We start from the raw sequence: 17,219 nt of genomic DNA, 5'->3' as shown, positions 1-17,219 counted from the left end.
CCACCATGGAAAGCCTCGCGCCCTCTTGCCCGCCTTCCCCGCCGCTGGTCAGCCTGCGCCGCGTCAGCAAGCGCTTTGCCAACGGAACGCTCGCGCTGCAGGGCATGACCCTCGACATCGGCGAGCACGACTTCATCAGCTTTCTCGGCCCCTCGGGCTGCGGCAAGAGCACCGCGCTCCGGCTGATCGCCGGCTTGACCCGGCTCAGTTCGGGCGAAATGCACTGGTCCGGCGCCAACACCGGCAAGACTCAGAGCGACCGCGACCTGGGCTTCGTGTTCCAGGAGCCCACGCTCATGCCCTGGGCCAAGGTATTCGACAACGTCTGGCTGCCGCTCAAGCTCGCCGGCCAGAGCCGCGATGCGGCCGCGCCGGTGGTGCAGCAGGCGCTCGAGATGGTCGGTCTCTCGCGTTTCGCGGGCGTGTACCCGCGCGAGCTGTCGGGCGGCATGAAGATGCGCGTGTCGATCGCGCGCGCGCTGGTCACGCATCCGCGCCTGCTGCTGATGGACGAGCCCTTTGCCGCACTCGACGAGATGACGCGCATCAAGCTCAACAACGACCTGCTCGCGATCTGGCGCGAGCACCGCTTCTCGGTGGTGTTCGTCACGCACAGCGTCTACGAGTCGGTGTACCTCTCGAACCGCATCGTGGTGATGGCCGCGCGCCCGGGCCGCGTGATCGACGAGATCCGCATCGACGAGCCCTATCCGCGCGGCGAAGACTTCCGCACCTCGAGCCGCTACAACGCGCACTGCACCGCGGTGTCGCAATCCCTGCATGGAGCCCTGCATGGCGTCGACATCGATCACTGAGCCCGTCGCGCTCGCCGATACGGACACGGCGCCTTCCGAGGCCGCGCTGCGCGCGCACGAAGACAGGCTGCGCCGGCGCGAATCGATGCTGCGCATCGCGGTGCCCGCGGGCATCGTCATCGCACTGCTGCTGGCCTGGGAATGGATGGTGCGCGCCAACAACATCCCGCACTACATCCTGCCCGCGCCCTCGCTCATCCTGAAGACACTGTTCGACAACTGGGCCTCGCTCTCGAGCGCGCTGTGGTTCACCGTGAAGCTCACGCTGCTCGCGCTCGGCGCAGCCATCGTGGGCGGCGTGCTGCTGGCGATTGCCTTCGCGCTCTTCAAGTGGGTGGAGATCGGCCTGTTCCCGATCGCGGTGATCCTGCAGGTGACGCCGATCATCGCGATCGCGCCGCTGATATTGATCTACGTGTCGAGCACCACCGCGGCGCTCCTGCTGTGCGCCTGGATCGTGGCCTTCTTCCCGATCCTGTCGAACACCGTCATCGGCCTGAAAAGCGCCGACAGCAACCTGCGCGACCTGTTCCAGCTCTACAAGGCCTCGCCGTGGCAGACCTTCCGCCATCTGCTCGCACCCAGCGCGCTGCCGTACTTCATGGCGGGCCTGAAGATCGCGGGCGGCCTGAGCCTGATCGGCGCGGTGGTGGCCGAGTTCACGGCCGGCACGGCGGGCAAGGAGACGGGGCTGGCCTCGCGCATCCTCGAATCGAGCTTCCGCACCGAGATCCCGATGATGTTCGCGGCGCTGCTCTTGGTGTCGTTGCTGGGCATCGTCATCTTCATCGTGTTCGCCGCGCTATCGCGCCTGGTGCTGGGCCACTGGCATGAAAGCGAAATGCGCCGTGAACGCTAGGACCATCGTGCCTGCCGCCGATTGGGAGGCCGTGCGCGCCGACCTGCGCGGCCTCAACCTGATCACCGCGCCGGCCCAGCGCAAGCAGCTGTCGAAGGACTTCTACTGGTACAGCCCCATCCTCAGCGCGCAGCTCGCGGGCTGCGTGGCCGACCTCGTGGTCAAGGTCAGCACCGAGGACGACGTGCGCCAGGCCGCGGCCGTGGCTGCGAAGTGGAATCTGCCGCTCACCGTGCGCGCCGGCGGCACCGGCAACTACGGCCAGTGCGTGCCGCTCGAGGGCGGCGTCGTGCTCGACGTGACGCAGATGTGCCGCGTGCTCGACATCCAGGAGGGCCGCATGCGCGTGGAGGCAGGGGCGCGCATGCACGACATCGACCTTGCGGCGCGCGAGACCGGCCAGGCGCTGCGCATGTGGCCCTCGACCTGGCACGTGGCCACGATCGGCGGCTTCATCGCGGGCGGCTTCGGCGGCATCGGCTCGTTCCGCCACGGCATCCTGCGCGACCCCGGCAACCTGCTGCGCGCGCGCGTGATGACGGTGGAGCGCGAGCCGCGCATCATCGAACTGCATGGCGACGAGATCCAGCAGGTGCACCATGCCTACGGCACCAACGGCGTGATCCTCGACGTGGAAGTGGCGCTGAGCCCGGCCGTCGAGTGGGTGCACTGCACGGTGCTGTTCGACAACTACCGAGGCGCACTGGACTTCGGCATCGCCGCGCAGGCGCCGACGCTCGACATCTTCCTGCTCTCGACGGTCGAGGCGCGCTTCTCGCCCTACTACACGGCCATGCGCGATCGTTTTCCTGCCGACCGGCATGCGGTGTTCGCGATGGTCTCGCCCGAGTCGATGGCCGATTTCCGCGCGCTGGCCGCTGCGCATGGCGGCACCATCTCCGTCGCCGGTACCGAGCCCGATCTGCTCGCCGAGGGCCTGCCGCCCGCCTATGAATGCGCGTTCAACCACACGACGCTGCAGGCGCTGAAAGCGGATCGCAGCTGGACCTACCTGCAGGTGGCCTACGCCCAACCCTTCGACCCGGCCGTGGTCGAACGGCATCTGCAAATCTTCGGCGACGACGTGCTGCAGCACCAGGACTTCGCGCGCGCCGGCGGCGAATGCGGCACCTTCGGCATCCTGCTCGTGCGCTGGAAGGGCGAGGCCCACCAGTACGAAGTGATCCGCGAGATCGAGTCGCAGGGCGGCTGCAAGATCTTCAACCCGCACGTGGTCACCATCGAGGACGGCGGCATGAAGACCATCGACACGCAGCAGATCGAGTTCAAGAAGCGCAGCGATCCGATGGGCTTGATGAACCCTGGCAAGACGCGCGGCTGGACTTCCGATATGGCTGTCGAGCGTTGAAATGAAGCGTCGCTTGGTCGTCTGTCGCGTTGGTGGTTTCGAGCGCTGCTGTTCGGGGCGCGCTCCCGCCGACGGGGTACCTTGCTCCGCGAATGTCCCCCTGCCTTCGGCCTCCTCCTTTATTTCGCTGCGCAAGGCACCCCATCGACGGGAGCGTTATCAGCAACGGTCGTTGATCGCGGTTCACCGACAGCGTGCCCAGGTGCACAGGGCGTCGGGTGCTTCCCGCAGCGAAATAAAGGAGGAGGGGCGCAGCCCCCGGGGGACATTCGCGGAGGGAAGTACCCGGCGGCCTGTGCACGCGCCCCGAACTGCACCGAACTTGCAGCCTCGTCCATCGAACGATGGCCAAGCTGACATGAGAATATCCCGTCGAATTCACACCAGGAGTCCACTGCCATGCGCGTTCCCGCTCTGACAATCCGCCCGCTTGCTCTAGCCCTCGCCCTCTCGGCCGCCGCCTTCGCCGCACAGGCGCAGGAAAAAGTGGTGTTCGCCACCAACTGGAAGGCGCAGGCCGGCCACGGCGGCTTCTACCAGGCGCTGGTGGACGGCACCTACAAGAAGTACGGCCTCGACGTCGACATCCAGCAGGGCGGACCGATGGTCAACAACCGGCCGATGCTGCCGGCCGGCAAGGTCGACTTCCTGATGACAGGCAACCTGCTGCAGTCCTTCGACAACGTCAAGAACGGCGTGCCCACGGTGGTGGTCGCGGCCTTCTTCCAGAAGGATCCGCAGGCCATGTTCGCGCATCCGGGCCAGGGCTTCGACACCTTCAAGGACATGGCCAAGGCGCCCGTGGCCTTCATCGGCAAGGACGGCCAGTTTAGCTTCTGGCAGTGGATGAAGTCGGAGCACGGCTTCAAGGATTCGCAGCTCAAGCCCTACACCTTCAATGTCGGCCCGTTCCTCGCGGACAAGAAGTCGATCCAGCAGGGCTACGCCATTTCGGAGCCGCTTTCGATCAAGGCCCAGGCCGGCTTCGATCCCGTGGTGCAGCTCTTGGCCGACAACGGCTTCTCGACCTACTCGACCACCATCGAGACGCGCGCCGACCTCGTCAAGACCAAGCCCGAGACGGTGCGCAAGTTCGTAGAGGCCTCGATCATCGGCTGGAACAACTACCTCTACGGCGACAACAAGGCCGCCAACGAGATGATCGCCAAGATCAACCCCGACTCGCCCGTCGCCGCGTCGCAGGGCTCGATCGAGCTCATGAAGAAGATGGGCATCGTCGACAGCGGCGAGTCGCTCACCAAGGGCATCGGCGCGATGGACGAGGCCCGCGTGAAGGACTTCTACGACAAGATGGTGAAGGCCGGCCTCTACAAGCCCGGCGAGGTCGATCTCTCGAAGGTCGTGACCACGCAGTTCGTCAACAAGGGCGTCGGTGTCGACGTCCGCAAGAAGCTCGCTGGAAAGTAGGCGCCGATTTTTCCCGCGGGCCGCGCGGGGCTTGCGCCGGGGTCAGATGCCGGCGCCTGGGTTGCCATAAGGCGCTGCGCGGCTCTTCATTCCCTGGGCTCTGACCCCGTCTCGCCGAACCGGCGAACCGGCCCTCCCCATGAAAACGCTCGTCGTCCACTGCCATCCGAACCCTGACAGCTTCAACCACGCGCTCTACCGCACCGCGCTCGAGGCCCTCCAGCCGCGGCACCCCGTCAAGGCCATCGACCTCTACGCCGAAGGCTTCGACCCCACGCTGACGCGCGAAGAGCGCATCGCCTATCTCGACAACCCCGAACTGATCCGCGAACGCGTCAAGCCGCATGTCGAAGCGCTGCTGTGGGCCGAGCACCTGGTGTTCGTCTATCCCACCTGGTTCCATGGGCCGCCCTCCATGCTCAAAGGCTGGCTGGAGCGGGTGTGGCTGCCGGGCGTGGCCTTTCTGCCCGCAGAGCGCAAGGGGCAGCTCGCGAGGTCGGGCATGCGGCACATCCGGCGGCTGACGGTGGTGACCACGGGCGGCTCGCCGCGCTGGTTCGTGATGCTCATCGGCGACCCGGGCCGGCGGCTCTTCACGCGCGCGCTGCGGGCACTGTTCGCGTGGCGCTGCAAGGTCACGTGGCTGCAGCTGCACGACATGAACGCCGTCACCGCGCTCGACCGCACCCATTTCATCGAACGCGTTGCGCGCAAGCTGCAGAGCATCTAGCCAGGGAGACAACACCATGAGCCTCGAACGCACGCTCACCGTCCGCGTCGAACGCATCTCGCGCGAGACGCCGGAAATCCTGGCCTTCGAACTGATCCACCCCTGGGGTCGCGCGCTGCCGGAGTACGAGGCCGGCGCGCACATCGACGTGCACATGCCGGGCGGCTTCTCGCGCCAGTATTCGCTGGCGCGCGCGCCGTCGAATACCGGCTCTTACGTGATCGGCGTGAAGCGCGAAGCCGAAAGCCGCGGCGGCTCGGCCTCGATGCACGAGCGCGTGCGCAAGGGCGACCTGCTCGCGATCAGCGCGCCGCGCAACACCTTTGCGCTGCGCGAGGAAGCGAAGCACCACCTGCTGCTGGCCGGCGGCATCGGCATGACGCCGCTGCTGGCGATGGCGCAGGCACTCGCGGCGCGCGGTGCCTCGTTCACGCTCTGCGTGTTCGCACGCAGCGAGGAGCACCTGGCCTTTGCCGATGCGCTGCATTCGCCTGCGCTGGCGCCGCACCTGCGCCTGCACCTCGACCAGGGCGACGCCTCGCAGCGCATCGACCTGCGCGCGCTGCTGGCCGAGCGCGCGCCTGATACGCACCTGTACGTCTGCGGCCCCGGCGGCTTCATGAAGGCAGTGCGCGAGGCCGCGGCGCATTGGCCCGGGGACACGCTGCACGCCGAATACTTCGCCGCCCCCACCGATGCGAACACGAGCACCGGCCTGCCCTTCACGCTGAAGCTCGCGCAGCGCGGCATCAGCGTGCCGGTGGCGGCCGACCAGACCGCCGTCGATGCGCTGCACGAAGTGGGCATCGACATCCCGGTGTCGTGCCAGCAGGGCCTGTGCGGCACCTGCGTGGTCGAGGGCGATGGTGAAGGCGCCGAGCACCGCGACTTCTGCCTCACCGGCAGCGAACGGCGCCACAAGGTGGCCTTGTGCTGCTCGCGCGCCAAGGGCCTGGAACTGGTGCTTCAGCTGTGAGCATCGAGGAAGAAAGCGACGGCGAGGCGCCCGCCACGCGCGGCCGCTCGCGCAAGTACACGCAGGTGCTCGGCCTCATCAACCAGGCCGCCATCGAGGTGTTTGCAAGCGAAGGGCTGGCCGGTGCATCGACCCAGGCGATTGCCGACAAGGCCGGGCTCTCGAAGGCGCAGCTGCACTACTACATCGAGAGCAAGGAAGCGCTCTACCGGCAGATCCTGCAGGACATCCTCAACGACTGGATCGTGGTGTTCGGCTTTGCCGACGAGGCCTTCGGTCCGCGCAAGGTGCTGGGCGACCTGATCCGCCGCAAGATGGTGTTCTCGTTCGAGCACCCGCTGCGCTCGCGCATCTTCACGGCCGAGATGATGCGCGGCGCGCCGGTGCTCAACACCATGATGGACACGAGCAAGCAGCGTACCGACCAGGCCGCCGCCGTCATACAGAACTGGATGAACCAGGGCCTGATGGACAAGGCCGACCCGATGCTGGTGCTGTTCCACATCTGGGCGGTGACGCAGTTCTATGCCGACCACGCCACGCAGGCCGCGTACTTCCGCAACGTGGCGCAGCAGGGCGACGACAAGGACCGGCGCTACCTGATCGAGCAGGTGACGGAGTTCCTGCTCAAGGGCGCGGGGGTCAAATAGGCCGGTGCTGGGGCAGGTACATGGTGGCTTCCACTTCCACCAGCACCTCGTCGCCCGGCAGGAAGCGCGACACCTCGACCACCGTGCTGACCGGCGGCTCGCCCGGATAGAACAGGCCGCGCACGCGGTTGTAGAAGGCGTAGTGCGGCAGTTGCCGGAAGTACTGCACCAGCTTCACCACGTCTTCCATCGTGCCGCCATGCTCGGCCGCGATCTGGCGGATGCGCTCGAGCACGAACCAGCTCTGCGCCACGATGGGGGCCTCGAAGATGTCGACCGACATCTGCCCCGTGGCATAGCCCAGGCCCTGCAGGGCCGTGCGGGCTTCCTCGGGAATGGCGTCGTAGCCGGCCACGGCACGGCGCGTGGCCGGATCGACCGCAACCACGCCGCTCATGAAGACGAAATCGCCCACGCGCTTGGCGGCGGCGTAGTTGGCCATTGGTTTGCCCATGCTCATCGTGTTGGCTCCAGAATTTTTTGACCGCCTCGAATCACGATGCGCCGGCGTCCGCGCGGACCGACGAGTTCATGCTCGCCGGTGGCTGCGAGCAGCACCAGGTCCGCGGGGCAGCCCGGTGCGATGCGGCCGTCCCACGCAAGGCCGAGCGCCTTCGCGGGGCTGAGGGTGATCGCGTCGAGCCATTCGTCCGCGGGCGCGAGGTGCGCCATCTGCACGCCGAGGCCGAAGGTTTCGAGAAGGTCGTAGCTGCCATAGGGATAGAAGGCGTCCTGCACGTTGTCCGTTGCCAGGCTCGCACGCAAGCCCCGTGCCGCCGCCTCGCGGATGCGCGTGATGCCGCGCGGCACGGGCGTGCGGTCCCAGGTGCCCTGCAGGTAGAGGTTGGTGGTCGGCAGCGCGACGATGTGGAGGCCGGCGCCCGCGCACAGCGCCAGCGTTTCGTTGGCGACGGCGTCGTCCTGCATCGCCAGCGAGCAGCAGTGGCCGCAGACCACGCCGCGCCGGAAGTCGCGCGCACGCACCAGCTGCGCAATGCTGCGCAGGCCGCTCGCATCGGCGTCGAGGCCCTCGTCGACATGGAAGTCGAGGCCGAGGCCCTGGTCCCGCGCGAGGTCGAACACGCGGCCCAGCTTGTGCACCAACCCTTCGTTGCGATAGACGAAGGCGCCCAGCACGCCGCCTGCGCGCTTGACTTCGCGCGCGATGCGCTCGCCGGCCGCGAGATCGGCGAACAGGTCCAGCGGCGTGAGCGAGACGAACTGCAGCTCGATGCGGCCGCGCCACTCTTCGCGCAGCGCCTCGAAGACCGCCAGCGCGGCGGGCGGCTCGCCTTCCACCCAGTCGATGTGCGTGCGCAGCGCCCGCGTGCCCGACTGCCAGGCCTCGTGCAGCGCGCGCTCCATGCGCGGGCGCAGCGCCTGGCCGCTCCAGCCCGCGCGGTGCTTGGCCATGCGGTCGATGGCCGCGAACAGGTTGCCCTCGGCCGCGCCGACTTCCTGCACGGTGTAGTTCTTGTCGATGTGCGCATGCGCCTCGACCAGCGCGCTCAGCAAGGTGCCGCGCGCCTGCGACTGCGATGGGCTCGGCACGATCGATTCGACCCTGTCGCCCGCCAGCGTGAGGTCGAAGACCTGCGCATCGCCCGCGGCAAAGCCGCGCAGCCGCGGCGGAATGCGCAGCGACTCGAGCTTCATGCGCGCTGTTGCAGCGCCCGCAGCCAGCCCAGGCCGGCCGAGGTGCCGCCGGGTTCCGAACCGCGCCGGGGCCGGTACTCGCAGCCGACCCAGCCCTGCCAGCCGCACTGCGCCGACACCTCGTCGATCAGGTCGAACAGGTAGGGATAGTTCTGCTCGCCGATGTCGGGCTCGTGGCGCTCGGGCACGCCGGCAATCTGGATGTGGCCCACGCGGCCCGTGGGCAGGTACTTGCGGATCTTCATGGCCACGTCGCCCTCGACGATCTGGCAGTGGTACAGGTCCATCTGCACCTTGAGGTTGGGCGCGTCCACCATGTCGACGATCTCGTGCGCATGGTCTTGCCGGTTCAGGAAGAAGCGCGGAATGTCGCGCGTGTTGATCGGCTCGATCAGCACGTCGCGCCCGGCCTTGGCCGCCTCGGCCGCGGCCCAGCGCAGGTTGTCGACGTACACGGGCTGCACGGCCTCGCGCTCCAGGCCTTCGGGCACCAGGCCGGCCATGACGTGGATGCGCGGGCAATCGAGCGCCACCGCATAGTCGATGGCCGTGGCCATGCCCTCGCGGAATTCGGCGTCGCGGCCCGGCAGGCAGGCGAGGCCGCGCTCGCCGCGGTCCCAATCGCCCGGCGGGGCGTTGAAGAGCACCTGCTGCAGGCCGTTGTCCTTCAGGCGGGCCGCGATCTGGCGGCGCTCGTAGGGATAGGGAAAAAGATACTCGACGGCCTTGAAGCCGTCCTTCGCGGCGGCTTCGAAGCGGTCGAGGAAGTCGAGCTCCGGATAGAGCATCGAGAGGTTGGCGGCGAATTGGGGCATGGCGTGTTTTTACTACTACTGCTGGCTACCAGCGCGCGCCGAAGGTGCGGCGCAGTTCATCGATCTGTTCGTTGCCGAGCGGCTCGGGTCTGGCGGGGCCCGCGAGCAGCCGGAGCTTGGCGGTTTCCTCGAGCTCCTCGAGCACCGCCATCGCGGCGGCCGGACTCTCGTGCCAGACATTGGGACCGAGCCGTTCGAGCATCACGGCACGAACCGGCGTGCCGGCCGCGCCATGGCGCTCGATGGCCTGCGCCACGAGCTCGGCCGCTTCGGGCGCGCCGGGGCGGTGGTACGGAATGAGCGGCACGTGGCCGACCTTCATCACGAAATACGGCGTGAGCGCGGGCAGCAGTTTGCCGGCCGGCGTGTTCGCCAGCGTGAGCGCGACGCAGTGCGTGCTGTGCGTGTGGATCACGCAGGCCGTGTTGGCATCGAACCTGCGCGCCGCGGCGTAGATGCGGGTGTGCAGCGCAATGGTCTTGCTGGCGCGGTCGCCGCCGGTCTGCTGGCCCTGCGCATCGAGTCTTGCCAGGCGTGCCGGATCGAGAAAGCCCAGGCAGGCATCGGTCGGCGTGATGAGGAAGCCATCGTCCAGCCGCACGCTGATGTTGCCCGCGGTGGCATGCACGTAGCCGCGCTCGAACAGGCTGCGGCCGACGCGGCAGATTTCTTCGCGGGCTTGGTTCTCGGTCATGCCAGCACTGTAAAGGCCTTGGTGAAGAAATCGTCCCCCCCGAAGTTGCCCGACTTCAGCGCGATGTGCACCGGCAGGCCTTCCGCAACGTCGGTGCGCGCATGGCACCACGGCACCCCGGGATCGATCTGCGGACCGATCTGCATCTGCGCGATGCCCAGCGCCTGCACGCAGGCACCCGAGGTTTCGCCGCCCGCCACCACCAGCTGGCGCACACCTCGCTCGACCAGGCCGCGCGCAACGGCGGCAATGGTGCGCTCGACCATCGCGCCGGCTTCCTCGACCCCGAGCCTGCCCTGCACCGATTTCACGGCGCCGGCCTCGGCGGTGGAATACACCAGCACCGGCTGCTTGCCGATCAGCGGCGCGGCCCAGGCCAGCGCTTCGGCCGCGACGTCCACGCCTGCGGCAATGCGAAGCGGATCGACCGCCAGCGCCGCGCCGCCGCGCTGGATGAAGTCGAGCACCTGCCGGTTGGTGGCCAGCGAGCAGCTGCCCGAGACCACGGCCCGCAACCCGCCGGCCGCCGGCAGCGCACTGGCCTGCGACGACGGCGCCAGGCCGAAATTGGCCGGCAGCCCGATGGCCACGCCCGAGCCCGCGGTGACCAGCGGCATCTTCGCGAGCGCCGGGCCAAGGCGAAGCAGGTCGTCGTTCGACACGGCATCGACGATGGCGACGGACACACCCTCGGCCTTCAGCTGGCCGATGCGCTCGCCGATGGCCTCTGCACCGCGCGCCACCACGGCGTAGTCGATCAGCCCCACCTTGCGCGTGCACTGCGCCTGCAGCACGCGCACGAGGTTCGGGTCGGTCATCGGCGTGAGCGGATGGTTCTGCATGCCGCTCTCGTTGAGCAGCACATCTCCCGCGAACAGGTAGCCCTTGAACACGGTGCGCTTGTTGTCGGGGAAGGCGGGCGTGGCGATGGTGAAGTCGCATTGCATCGCTTCCATCAACGCCTCGGTCACGGGGCCGATGTTGCCCTGCGGCGTGCTGTCGAAGGTGGAGCAGTACTTGAAGTAGATCTGTTGCGCGCCCTGCGCCTGCAGCCAGCGCAGTGCCTCGAGCGACTGCGCGATGGCCTCGACCGGCGCGATGGTGCGCGACTTGAGCGCAACCACCACCGCATCGACGTCAGCGGCCAGCGGCGTGGCCGGCACGCCGATCGCCTGGACCACGCGCATGCCGGCACGCACGAGGTTGTTGGCCAGGTCAGTCGCGCCGGTGAAATCGTCGGCAATGCAGCCGAGCAGGAGCTTCGCCATGATCAGCCTTTCACCGGCAGCTTCACCGCCTGCGGGTTCTCGCGCACGTAGTCGCGCAGGATGGCGTCGAAGCTCGCATCGGCCTGGAGGCCCAGCGCCTCGGCGCGCGCCGCATGGATGCGGCTGGGCCAACTGGTCACGATCTTCGCGATGGCTGCATCGGACTCCCAGTCGATCAGTCCGGTGGCGTCCTTGCCGGCGATGCGCTCGAGCGCATCGGCCATCTCGCGCACGGTGGTGGTCAGCGCGGGCAGGTTGACGGCAGTGCGCGCACCCCATTCGGCAGCGCTGGCCGTGGCCGCGCGCACGATGCCCGCAACGGTGTTGCCGGGCGATGCGAGCGCAACCGCCGTCTCTGGCGCCACGGGGCAGCGCGCGCGCTCACCGGCCAGCGGTTCGCGCAGCATGCCGCTCAAAAAGCTGGAGGCCGCGCCGTTGGGCCGGCCCGGCCGCACCGAGACCGTCATGAGCCGCACGTTGCGGCCCTGCACGAAACCCTTGCGCGTGAAGTCCGCCACCAGCTGTTCGCCGATGAACTTCTGGATGCCGTAGCTGTTCTGCGGCGTCGGCAGGGTGGTGTCCTCGATCACCGCAGGCAGCCGCTGCTCGGGCGAATCGCCGAACACCGCGACCGAGCTGGAGAACACGAACACCGGCGCATGGCCCGCGCGGCGGCAGGCGTCGAGCAGCGCGCGCGTGGTGTCCAGGTTGCTGCGCATGCCCAGGTCGAAGTCGGCCTCGCATTCGCCGCTCACGGCCGCGGCCAGGTGGAACACGGCGTGGGTGTCGGCCAGCGGCAGCGTGCCGTTGACGGCCTGCTCGTACAGGTCGCCCTGCACGAACTGCACGCGGGCGTCCGCCTGCAGGTCGGCGGGCGGCGCCACGCGGTCCGCCAGGGTGATGCGGGAGATCGGCTGTGCCGCGCCGCCGGCCAGCGCCAGCGGGCCGCCTGCGAGCAGCGTGCGGGCGAGCCGCGCGCCGAGAAAACCGCAGCCGCCGGTGATGAGGATGTTCATGGTGTCGTCTTCTCTTTCTGGATTCAGGCAATGGCGGGCAGGAAGCGCAGCAGCGCGGCCGCCACCGCCGCGGGCGCTTCGCGCTGCGGGAAGTGGCCGACGCCGTCGAGCAGTTCGCGGCGGTAGGGGCCGCTGAAGAATCGCTCCTTGCCTGCCGAAGTATCGGGATCATTGCAGCTGTCGGCCGCGCCATGCAGCACGAGCGTGGGCACCGGCAGCACCGGCGCCGGATCGAGCGCGGCGTCGTCCGCCGCATAGCGCGGATCGCCGGACGCGTAGCCCCAGCGGTGGCGGTAGGAATGCAGCACCACCCGCGCCCAGTCGTCGCCTGCGAAGGCGGCGGCTGTGGCCTCGAATTCGGCTTTCTCGTACCAGCCCGCGGGCGCCCAGGTGTCCCACATCATCCGGGTGAAGGCGATGCGGTCGTCGTGCACCGTGCGTTCGCCGCGCGGCGTGGCCATGTACCAGTGATACCAGTAGTTGCGCGCCTGCTCGAGCGCCATCGGCTGGTCTGGCGCATTGGTGCCGTAGCCGACCGACATCAGCACCAGCGCGCGCGCCACCTCGGGCCTCAGCCCGCAGGCGTTGGCCGCCGCGCGGGCGCCCCAGTCGTGGCCGACCAGCGCGGGCTTGTCGAGGCCGAGCGCGTCGATGAAATCGAGCAGGTCGCGCCCGAGCGCGGAGAGCTGGCCGCTGCGCGGCGTGTCGTCATGCAGGAAGCGCGTGGGTGCAAAGCCGCGCAGGGCGGGTGCGAGCACGCGCCAGCCGGCCTCGGCCAGGCTCGGCGCCACGCCATGCCAGCTGCGCGTGCTGTCGGGCCAGCCATGCATCAGCACCACGGTGGCGGTGCCGCCGGGGTTCCACTCTTCGTAGCCGATGCGAAGCAGCGGCGTGTCGATGGTCTTGAGATCGCTCACATCGCCCTTCCGTTTGCGGCCGGCAGTTCGATGCCGGGAAAAATCTTGATGACCGCGCTGTCGTCCTCGCGCGCGAAGCCCGCGGTCGATGCCTGCATGAACATCTGGTGCGCGGTGGACGACAGCGGCAGCGGAAACTTGCTGGCGCGCGCCACGTCGAGCACCAGGCCCAGGTCCTTCACGAAGATGTCGACGGCCGACAGCGGCGTGTAGTCGCCCGCCAGCACGTGCGCCATGCGGTTCTCGAACATCCAGCTGTTGCCCGCGCTGTGCGTGATGACTTCGTAGAGCGCGTCGGGGTTCACGCCTTCGCGCAGGCCCAGCGCCATGGCCTCGGCCGCCGCGGCAATGTGCACGCCGGCCAGCAGCTGGTTGATGATCTTGACCTTGCTGCCCGCACCCGCGCGCTCGCCCAGGCGGTAGACCTTGGCGGCCATGGCGTCGAGCACGGCGCCGGCCTTTTCGTACGCCGCGGGCGTGCCGGCGGTCATCATCGTCATCTGGCCGCTCGCGGCCTTGGCGGCGCCGCCCGAGATCGGGGCGTCGAGGTACAGGATGCCCTGCGCGGCCAGGCGTGCTTCGAGCGCGACCGACCAGTTCGGATCGACCGTGGAGCACATCACGAACAGGCTGCCGGGCTTCATCGACGCCGCGCAGCCAGGCGTGGCGCCATCGCCGAACAGCACCGACTCGGTCTGCGCCGCGTTGACCACCACGGAAACCACGATGTCGCACTGCCCGCCGAGCGCGGCCAGCGTGTCGCAGGCCACGCCGCCGTCGCGCGCAAAGGCGTGAGCGACATCGAGGCGCACGTCGAACACATGCGGCTCGTAGCCCGCGCGGCGCAGCGACTGCGCCATGCCGCTGCCCATGGCGCCGAGGCCCACGACGCCGACGACGGGTGTGCTGGTGTTGGAAGTCATGTGAGGGTTCCTTCGATCATCTGTTCACGAGTTGCTTGGGCGTGAGCCACACGCCGATGGCCCCGAGCACCAGCGCACCGGCCAGCACGTACATGCCGATCTGCGTGCTGCCCGTGAGGTCCTTCAGGTAGCCGATGAGGTAGGGGCTCGCGAACCCCGCAAGATTACCCACCGAATTGATGGCCGCAATGCCGGCCGCCGCCGCCGTGCCCGAGAGAAAGGCGGTGGGCAGCGACCAGAACAGCGGCGCGCAGGTCAGCACGCCGGCCGCCGCGAGCGAGAGGAACGCCAGCGAGACGATCGTGTTCTGCGTGTACGACGCGGCCACCGTGAAGCCCACCGCGCCCATCAGCGCCGGCACGATCAGGTGCCAGCGGCGCTCCTGCCGGCGATCGGCGCTGCGGCCGAAGAGGTTCATCGCGACGATCGCGCAGATGAACGGAATGGCGCTCAAAAGGCCGATGTGCAGGTTGCCCTTCACGCCCGTGGCCTTGACCAGCGTGGGCAGCCAGAAGGTCAGCGCGTACTGGCCCATCACGAAGGCGAAGTAGATGAGCGCCATCCACCACACGCGCATGTCGCGGAACATGGCGCCCACCGAGTGCGGCCCCTTGGCGCCATGCGCCTGGTCGCGCTCGACCTCGCGCTGCAGCAGGCTCTTCTCCTCGGGCGAGAGCCAGCGCGCATGCCGGATGCCGTTGTCCAGGTAGAGCAGCACCATCACCCCCACGAGCACGGCCGGAATGGCCTCGATGATGAACATCCACTGCCAGCCGTGCATCGACGACACGCCGTGGAAGGCGTCCATGATCCAGCCCGACAGCGGATTGCCGAAAATGCCCGCCACCGGAATGGCCGACATGAAGACCGCGATGATGCGCGCGCGCCGGTGCGCCGGATACCAGTGGGTCAGGTAGAGGATCACGCCGGGATAGAAACCCGCCTCCGCCACGCCGAGCAGGAAGCGCAGGATGTAGAAGCTGGTCGGCGTTTCCACGAACACGAAGCAGGCCGACAGCACGCCCCAGGTGATCATGATCCGCGCAATCCAGATGCGCGCACCCACGCGGTTGAGCAGCAGGTTGCTCGGCACCTCGAACAAGAAGTAGCCGAGGAAGAAGATGCCCGCGCCCAGGCCGAACACCGTTTCGCTGAAGCCCAGATCCTGCCCCATCTGCAGCTTGGCAAAGCCCACGTTCACACGGTCGAGGTACGCGACCACGTAGCACAACATCAAAAAGGGAACCAGGCGCCAGAACACCTTGGCATAGGCGCGCTTCTCGAGCGCGGCTTCGGCGGACACGGGCAGAGCGCCAACCGGAAGGGTGGAGGAAGTCATGAAAAGGTTTGTCCCGCTTTGGATGAGAAAGAGGCCTTGCCGCCGCCGGCTTGCTTGGCCATCGCCTTATTTGTCAGGTCATCATACAAATTTGATTTCGGAGCTTTGCCTCGGGTAAACCCGAACATTCCCCCGTCCGCAGCGCCTTTTTGGTGACCTGGTGTGTCGCGGCTCAGCTGCCGACCGGCCAGCCTTCGACCAGCGGCCGCGCGAGCTGCGCGCCCTCCTGCTGCCAGAACGCGGGATCGGCCTGCTCGATGCGGCGGATCGCGTTGTCCATGTGGGACTTGGCCGCCTCGCGGGCCCGCAGCGGATCGCCGGCCTCGATGGCCTCGACGATGCGGGCGTGCTCCTGCGCCACCTCGCGCGCGAAATCGGCCCGGCGCGCCTCGTTGGCGCGCGTGACGCGCGTGGCGCCATGCAGGAACTGCCGCAGGTATTGCAGCGTGCCGATCAGGAACGGGTTGCGCGCGGCCTCGGCGATGGCGCGGTGAAAGCGCACGTCTTCCTCGGCGCCGTTGCCGCCTGCGGCCACGGCCGCATGCAGCGCGCCGATGGCCTCGTGGATGCGCTGCACGTCGTCGGGCGTGCGCCGTTCGGCCGCGAGCGCGGCCACCTCGGCTTCGAGCGCGCGGCGCAGCTCGACCATCTGGATCACCGCTTCGCGCGAAGCCACGTGTGGCATCTCGAAGCGCAGCGGCTCCACGCCCGCGGCGCGCACGTACACGCCGCTGCCCTGGCGCGAATCGAGCAGCCCCAGCGACTTGAGCCGCGACACCGCCTCGCGCACCACCGTGCGGCTCACGCTGAACTGCTCGGCCAGCGCCGCCTCGGTCGGCAGGCGGTCGCCTTCCGACAGGCGCCCGCTGCGCACTTCGGCGGCCAATGCGTCGGCCACCTGGTCGGCGAGGCGGGCACCGGGAGCGATGGATTGGAAGCGGGCGGTCATGAGTCGCGAAAGGGATGGGGCCTGCGACTCTAACGCAGGCCTGCGCAAGCGGCACGCCCGCACATCCTGTGCCGCCAGGAATGCGAGTAGATGACGCATCTTCTGCCCGTGAAAGGCCGGTCCGCATGGTGTACCGCGCGTCCCGGGAATGCGAGTAGGCCAATACGAGCCTTCACTCGTATTCTTTGGGCACACGAAATCGCTCAACGACCTGAACGGAGATCGAACGCATGAAAACCCAACTCAAAGGCCACCTGAAGTGCCGTCCTCAATTCGGCGAGGCAGGCGTTGCCTGAGCACGCCGATGCTGTACACGACTGCCCTGATGATCCACGCCGGCGCGACACTCGCGGCACTTCTGTCGTTCATGGCCGGCGAACTGCTTCTTGCCATTGCCCGGAAAGGCCGATCGCGGCCCGCCAGGATGGCGCTGCGCGCCGGCCGGCTCGCACACTTGCTGCTCAACCTGGGCGTGCTCGCCGGAATCGCTCTGGTGTTCCTCGGCGGCTGGCCACTGTGGACACCATGGCTGCTGGCGGCATTCGCCGTCATTGCCGCTGCCATGGTGGTGCGAAGCGAATTCGTCGCCCCTTGGGAGTCGCGGGTCGAATCGGCGCTCGGTGGCAAGGCTTCGGATGAGCAGGTCGGGGCGTTTGCAAGCGAGGGGTCCGCCTTCGTGGGGCGTGTGAGCGTGATCGCCCTGTTCGGCGTTGTCGCAGCCTTGATGACGATGAAGCCGAGCTTCGCACTCCTGGCCGGCGGTTGATCCAGGAACCGTGCGGGCCGCAGCCGCTAGCCCTGGGGCTCGCCGGAAC

General features: G+C 68.3%; 18 protein-coding genes. 8 read left to right on the top strand and 10 right to left on the bottom strand.

All coding sequences use genetic code 11. The features are described 5' to 3' along the window. Positions 1 to 5 precede the first annotated feature (5 nt). From IB278_RS29965 to IB278_RS29935, 7 genes are all read left to right on the top strand, one after another. Positions 6 to 815 (top strand): ABC transporter ATP-binding protein, encoded by an 810-nt coding sequence (locus tag IB278_RS29965; protein WP_192327558.1) that lies wholly within the window; start codon positions 6 to 8, stop codon positions 813 to 815. After that, on the top strand, positions 793 to 1,674 hold the full coding sequence (locus IB278_RS29960; protein ID WP_192327555.1) for an ABC transporter permease: 882 nt from the start codon (positions 793 to 795) through the stop codon (positions 1,672 to 1,674). The genes IB278_RS29965 and IB278_RS29960 overlap by 23 nt, the downstream gene beginning before the upstream one ends. Further along, complete coding sequence (locus IB278_RS29955; protein WP_192327552.1) at positions 1,646 to 3,043, top strand: FAD-binding oxidoreductase; 1,398 nt, start codon at positions 1,646 to 1,648, stop codon at positions 3,041 to 3,043. The genes IB278_RS29960 and IB278_RS29955 overlap by 29 nt, the downstream gene beginning before the upstream one ends. Positions 3,044 to 3,442: 399 nt before the next feature. Next, complete coding sequence (locus IB278_RS29950; protein ID WP_192327549.1) at positions 3,443 to 4,471, top strand: ABC transporter substrate-binding protein; 1,029 nt, start codon at positions 3,443 to 3,445, stop codon at positions 4,469 to 4,471. A gap of 139 nt (positions 4,472 to 4,610) precedes the next feature. Continuing rightward, the gene (locus IB278_RS29945; RefSeq protein WP_192327546.1) at positions 4,611 to 5,201 is read left to right on the top strand and encodes an NAD(P)H-dependent oxidoreductase; all 591 of its coding nucleotides are present in this window, start codon (positions 4,611 to 4,613) and stop codon (positions 5,199 to 5,201) included. A 16-nt stretch (positions 5,202 to 5,217) separates the two neighbouring features. Beyond that, positions 5,218 to 6,177: a PDR/VanB family oxidoreductase gene (locus IB278_RS29940; RefSeq protein ID WP_192327543.1), complete on the top strand. Its 960-nt coding sequence runs from the start codon at positions 5,218 to 5,220 to the stop codon at positions 6,175 to 6,177. Then, positions 6,174 to 6,827 carry a TetR family transcriptional regulator C-terminal domain-containing protein gene (locus IB278_RS29935; protein WP_192327540.1) on the top strand — a complete coding sequence of 218 codons (654 nt, stop codon included), beginning with the start codon at positions 6,174 to 6,176 and terminating at the stop codon, positions 6,825 to 6,827. The genes IB278_RS29940 and IB278_RS29935 overlap by 4 nt, the downstream gene beginning before the upstream one ends. Here IB278_RS29935 and IB278_RS29930 read toward each other — a convergent pair. The 10 genes from IB278_RS29930 to IB278_RS29885 form a co-directional block, all read right to left on the bottom strand. After that, positions 6,820 to 7,287, bottom strand: a complete 468-nt coding sequence (locus tag IB278_RS29930) for a RidA family protein (RefSeq protein WP_192327538.1) — start codon at positions 7,285 to 7,287, stop codon at positions 6,820 to 6,822. The genes IB278_RS29935 and IB278_RS29930 overlap by 8 nt on opposite strands. Then, on the bottom strand, positions 7,284 to 8,483 hold the full coding sequence (locus IB278_RS29925) for an amidohydrolase family protein (protein ID WP_192327535.1): 1,200 nt from the start codon (positions 8,481 to 8,483) through the stop codon (positions 7,284 to 7,286). Before IB278_RS29925 ends, IB278_RS29930 begins: the two co-directional genes overlap by 4 nt. After that, complete coding sequence (gene otnI / locus IB278_RS29920) at positions 8,480 to 9,298, bottom strand: 2-oxo-tetronate isomerase (RefSeq protein ID WP_192327532.1); 819 nt, start codon at positions 9,296 to 9,298, stop codon at positions 8,480 to 8,482. Before otnI ends, IB278_RS29925 begins: the two co-directional genes overlap by 4 nt. Before the next feature lie 25 nt (positions 9,299 to 9,323). After that, the gene (locus IB278_RS29915) at positions 9,324 to 9,992 is read right to left on the bottom strand and encodes an aldolase (RefSeq protein ID WP_192327529.1); all 669 of its coding nucleotides are present in this window, start codon (positions 9,990 to 9,992) and stop codon (positions 9,324 to 9,326) included. After that, the gene (gene otnK, locus IB278_RS29910; RefSeq protein ID WP_192327526.1) at positions 9,989 to 11,260 is read right to left on the bottom strand and encodes a 3-oxo-tetronate kinase; all 1,272 of its coding nucleotides are present in this window, start codon (positions 11,258 to 11,260) and stop codon (positions 9,989 to 9,991) included. Before otnK ends, IB278_RS29915 begins: the two co-directional genes overlap by 4 nt. 2 nt (positions 11,261 to 11,262) lie before the next feature. Beyond that, on the bottom strand, positions 11,263 to 12,276 hold the full coding sequence (gene denD, locus IB278_RS29905; RefSeq protein ID WP_192327523.1) for a D-erythronate dehydrogenase: 1,014 nt from the start codon (positions 12,274 to 12,276) through the stop codon (positions 11,263 to 11,265). A gap of 23 nt (positions 12,277 to 12,299) precedes the next feature. Continuing rightward, positions 12,300 to 13,193 carry an alpha/beta fold hydrolase gene (locus IB278_RS29900; RefSeq protein WP_192327520.1) on the bottom strand — a complete coding sequence of 298 codons (894 nt, stop codon included), beginning with the start codon at positions 13,191 to 13,193 and terminating at the stop codon, positions 12,300 to 12,302. Beyond that, positions 13,190 to 14,116 (bottom strand): L-threonate dehydrogenase, encoded by a 927-nt coding sequence (gene ltnD / locus IB278_RS29895; RefSeq protein ID WP_145739179.1) that lies wholly within the window; start codon positions 14,114 to 14,116, stop codon positions 13,190 to 13,192. Before ltnD ends, IB278_RS29900 begins: the two co-directional genes overlap by 4 nt. A 16-nt stretch (positions 14,117 to 14,132) precedes the next feature. Next, positions 14,133 to 15,455 (bottom strand): MFS transporter, encoded by a 1,323-nt coding sequence (locus tag IB278_RS29890; RefSeq protein WP_145739177.1) that lies wholly within the window; start codon positions 15,453 to 15,455, stop codon positions 14,133 to 14,135. 172 nt (positions 15,456 to 15,627) lie between these two features. Continuing rightward, a complete protein-coding gene (locus tag IB278_RS29885; protein ID WP_192327517.1) occupies positions 15,628 to 16,404 on the bottom strand; it encodes a FadR/GntR family transcriptional regulator in 777 nt (258 codons plus the stop codon). A 304-nt stretch (positions 16,405 to 16,708) separates the two neighbouring features. On the opposite strand from IB278_RS29885, the gene IB278_RS29880 reads away from it, so the two are divergent. Next, on the top strand, positions 16,709 to 17,170 hold the full coding sequence (locus tag IB278_RS29880) for a hypothetical protein (protein ID WP_192327513.1): 462 nt from the start codon (positions 16,709 to 16,711) through the stop codon (positions 17,168 to 17,170). The last annotated feature ends 49 nt before the right edge of the window (positions 17,171 to 17,219 follow it).

Source organism: Variovorax sp. VRV01 (assembly GCF_014852545.1).
GTDB lineage: Bacteria > Pseudomonadota > Gammaproteobacteria > Burkholderiales > Burkholderiaceae_C > Variovorax > Variovorax beijingensis_A.
This window is presented reverse-complemented; position numbering and strand designations above follow the sequence as displayed.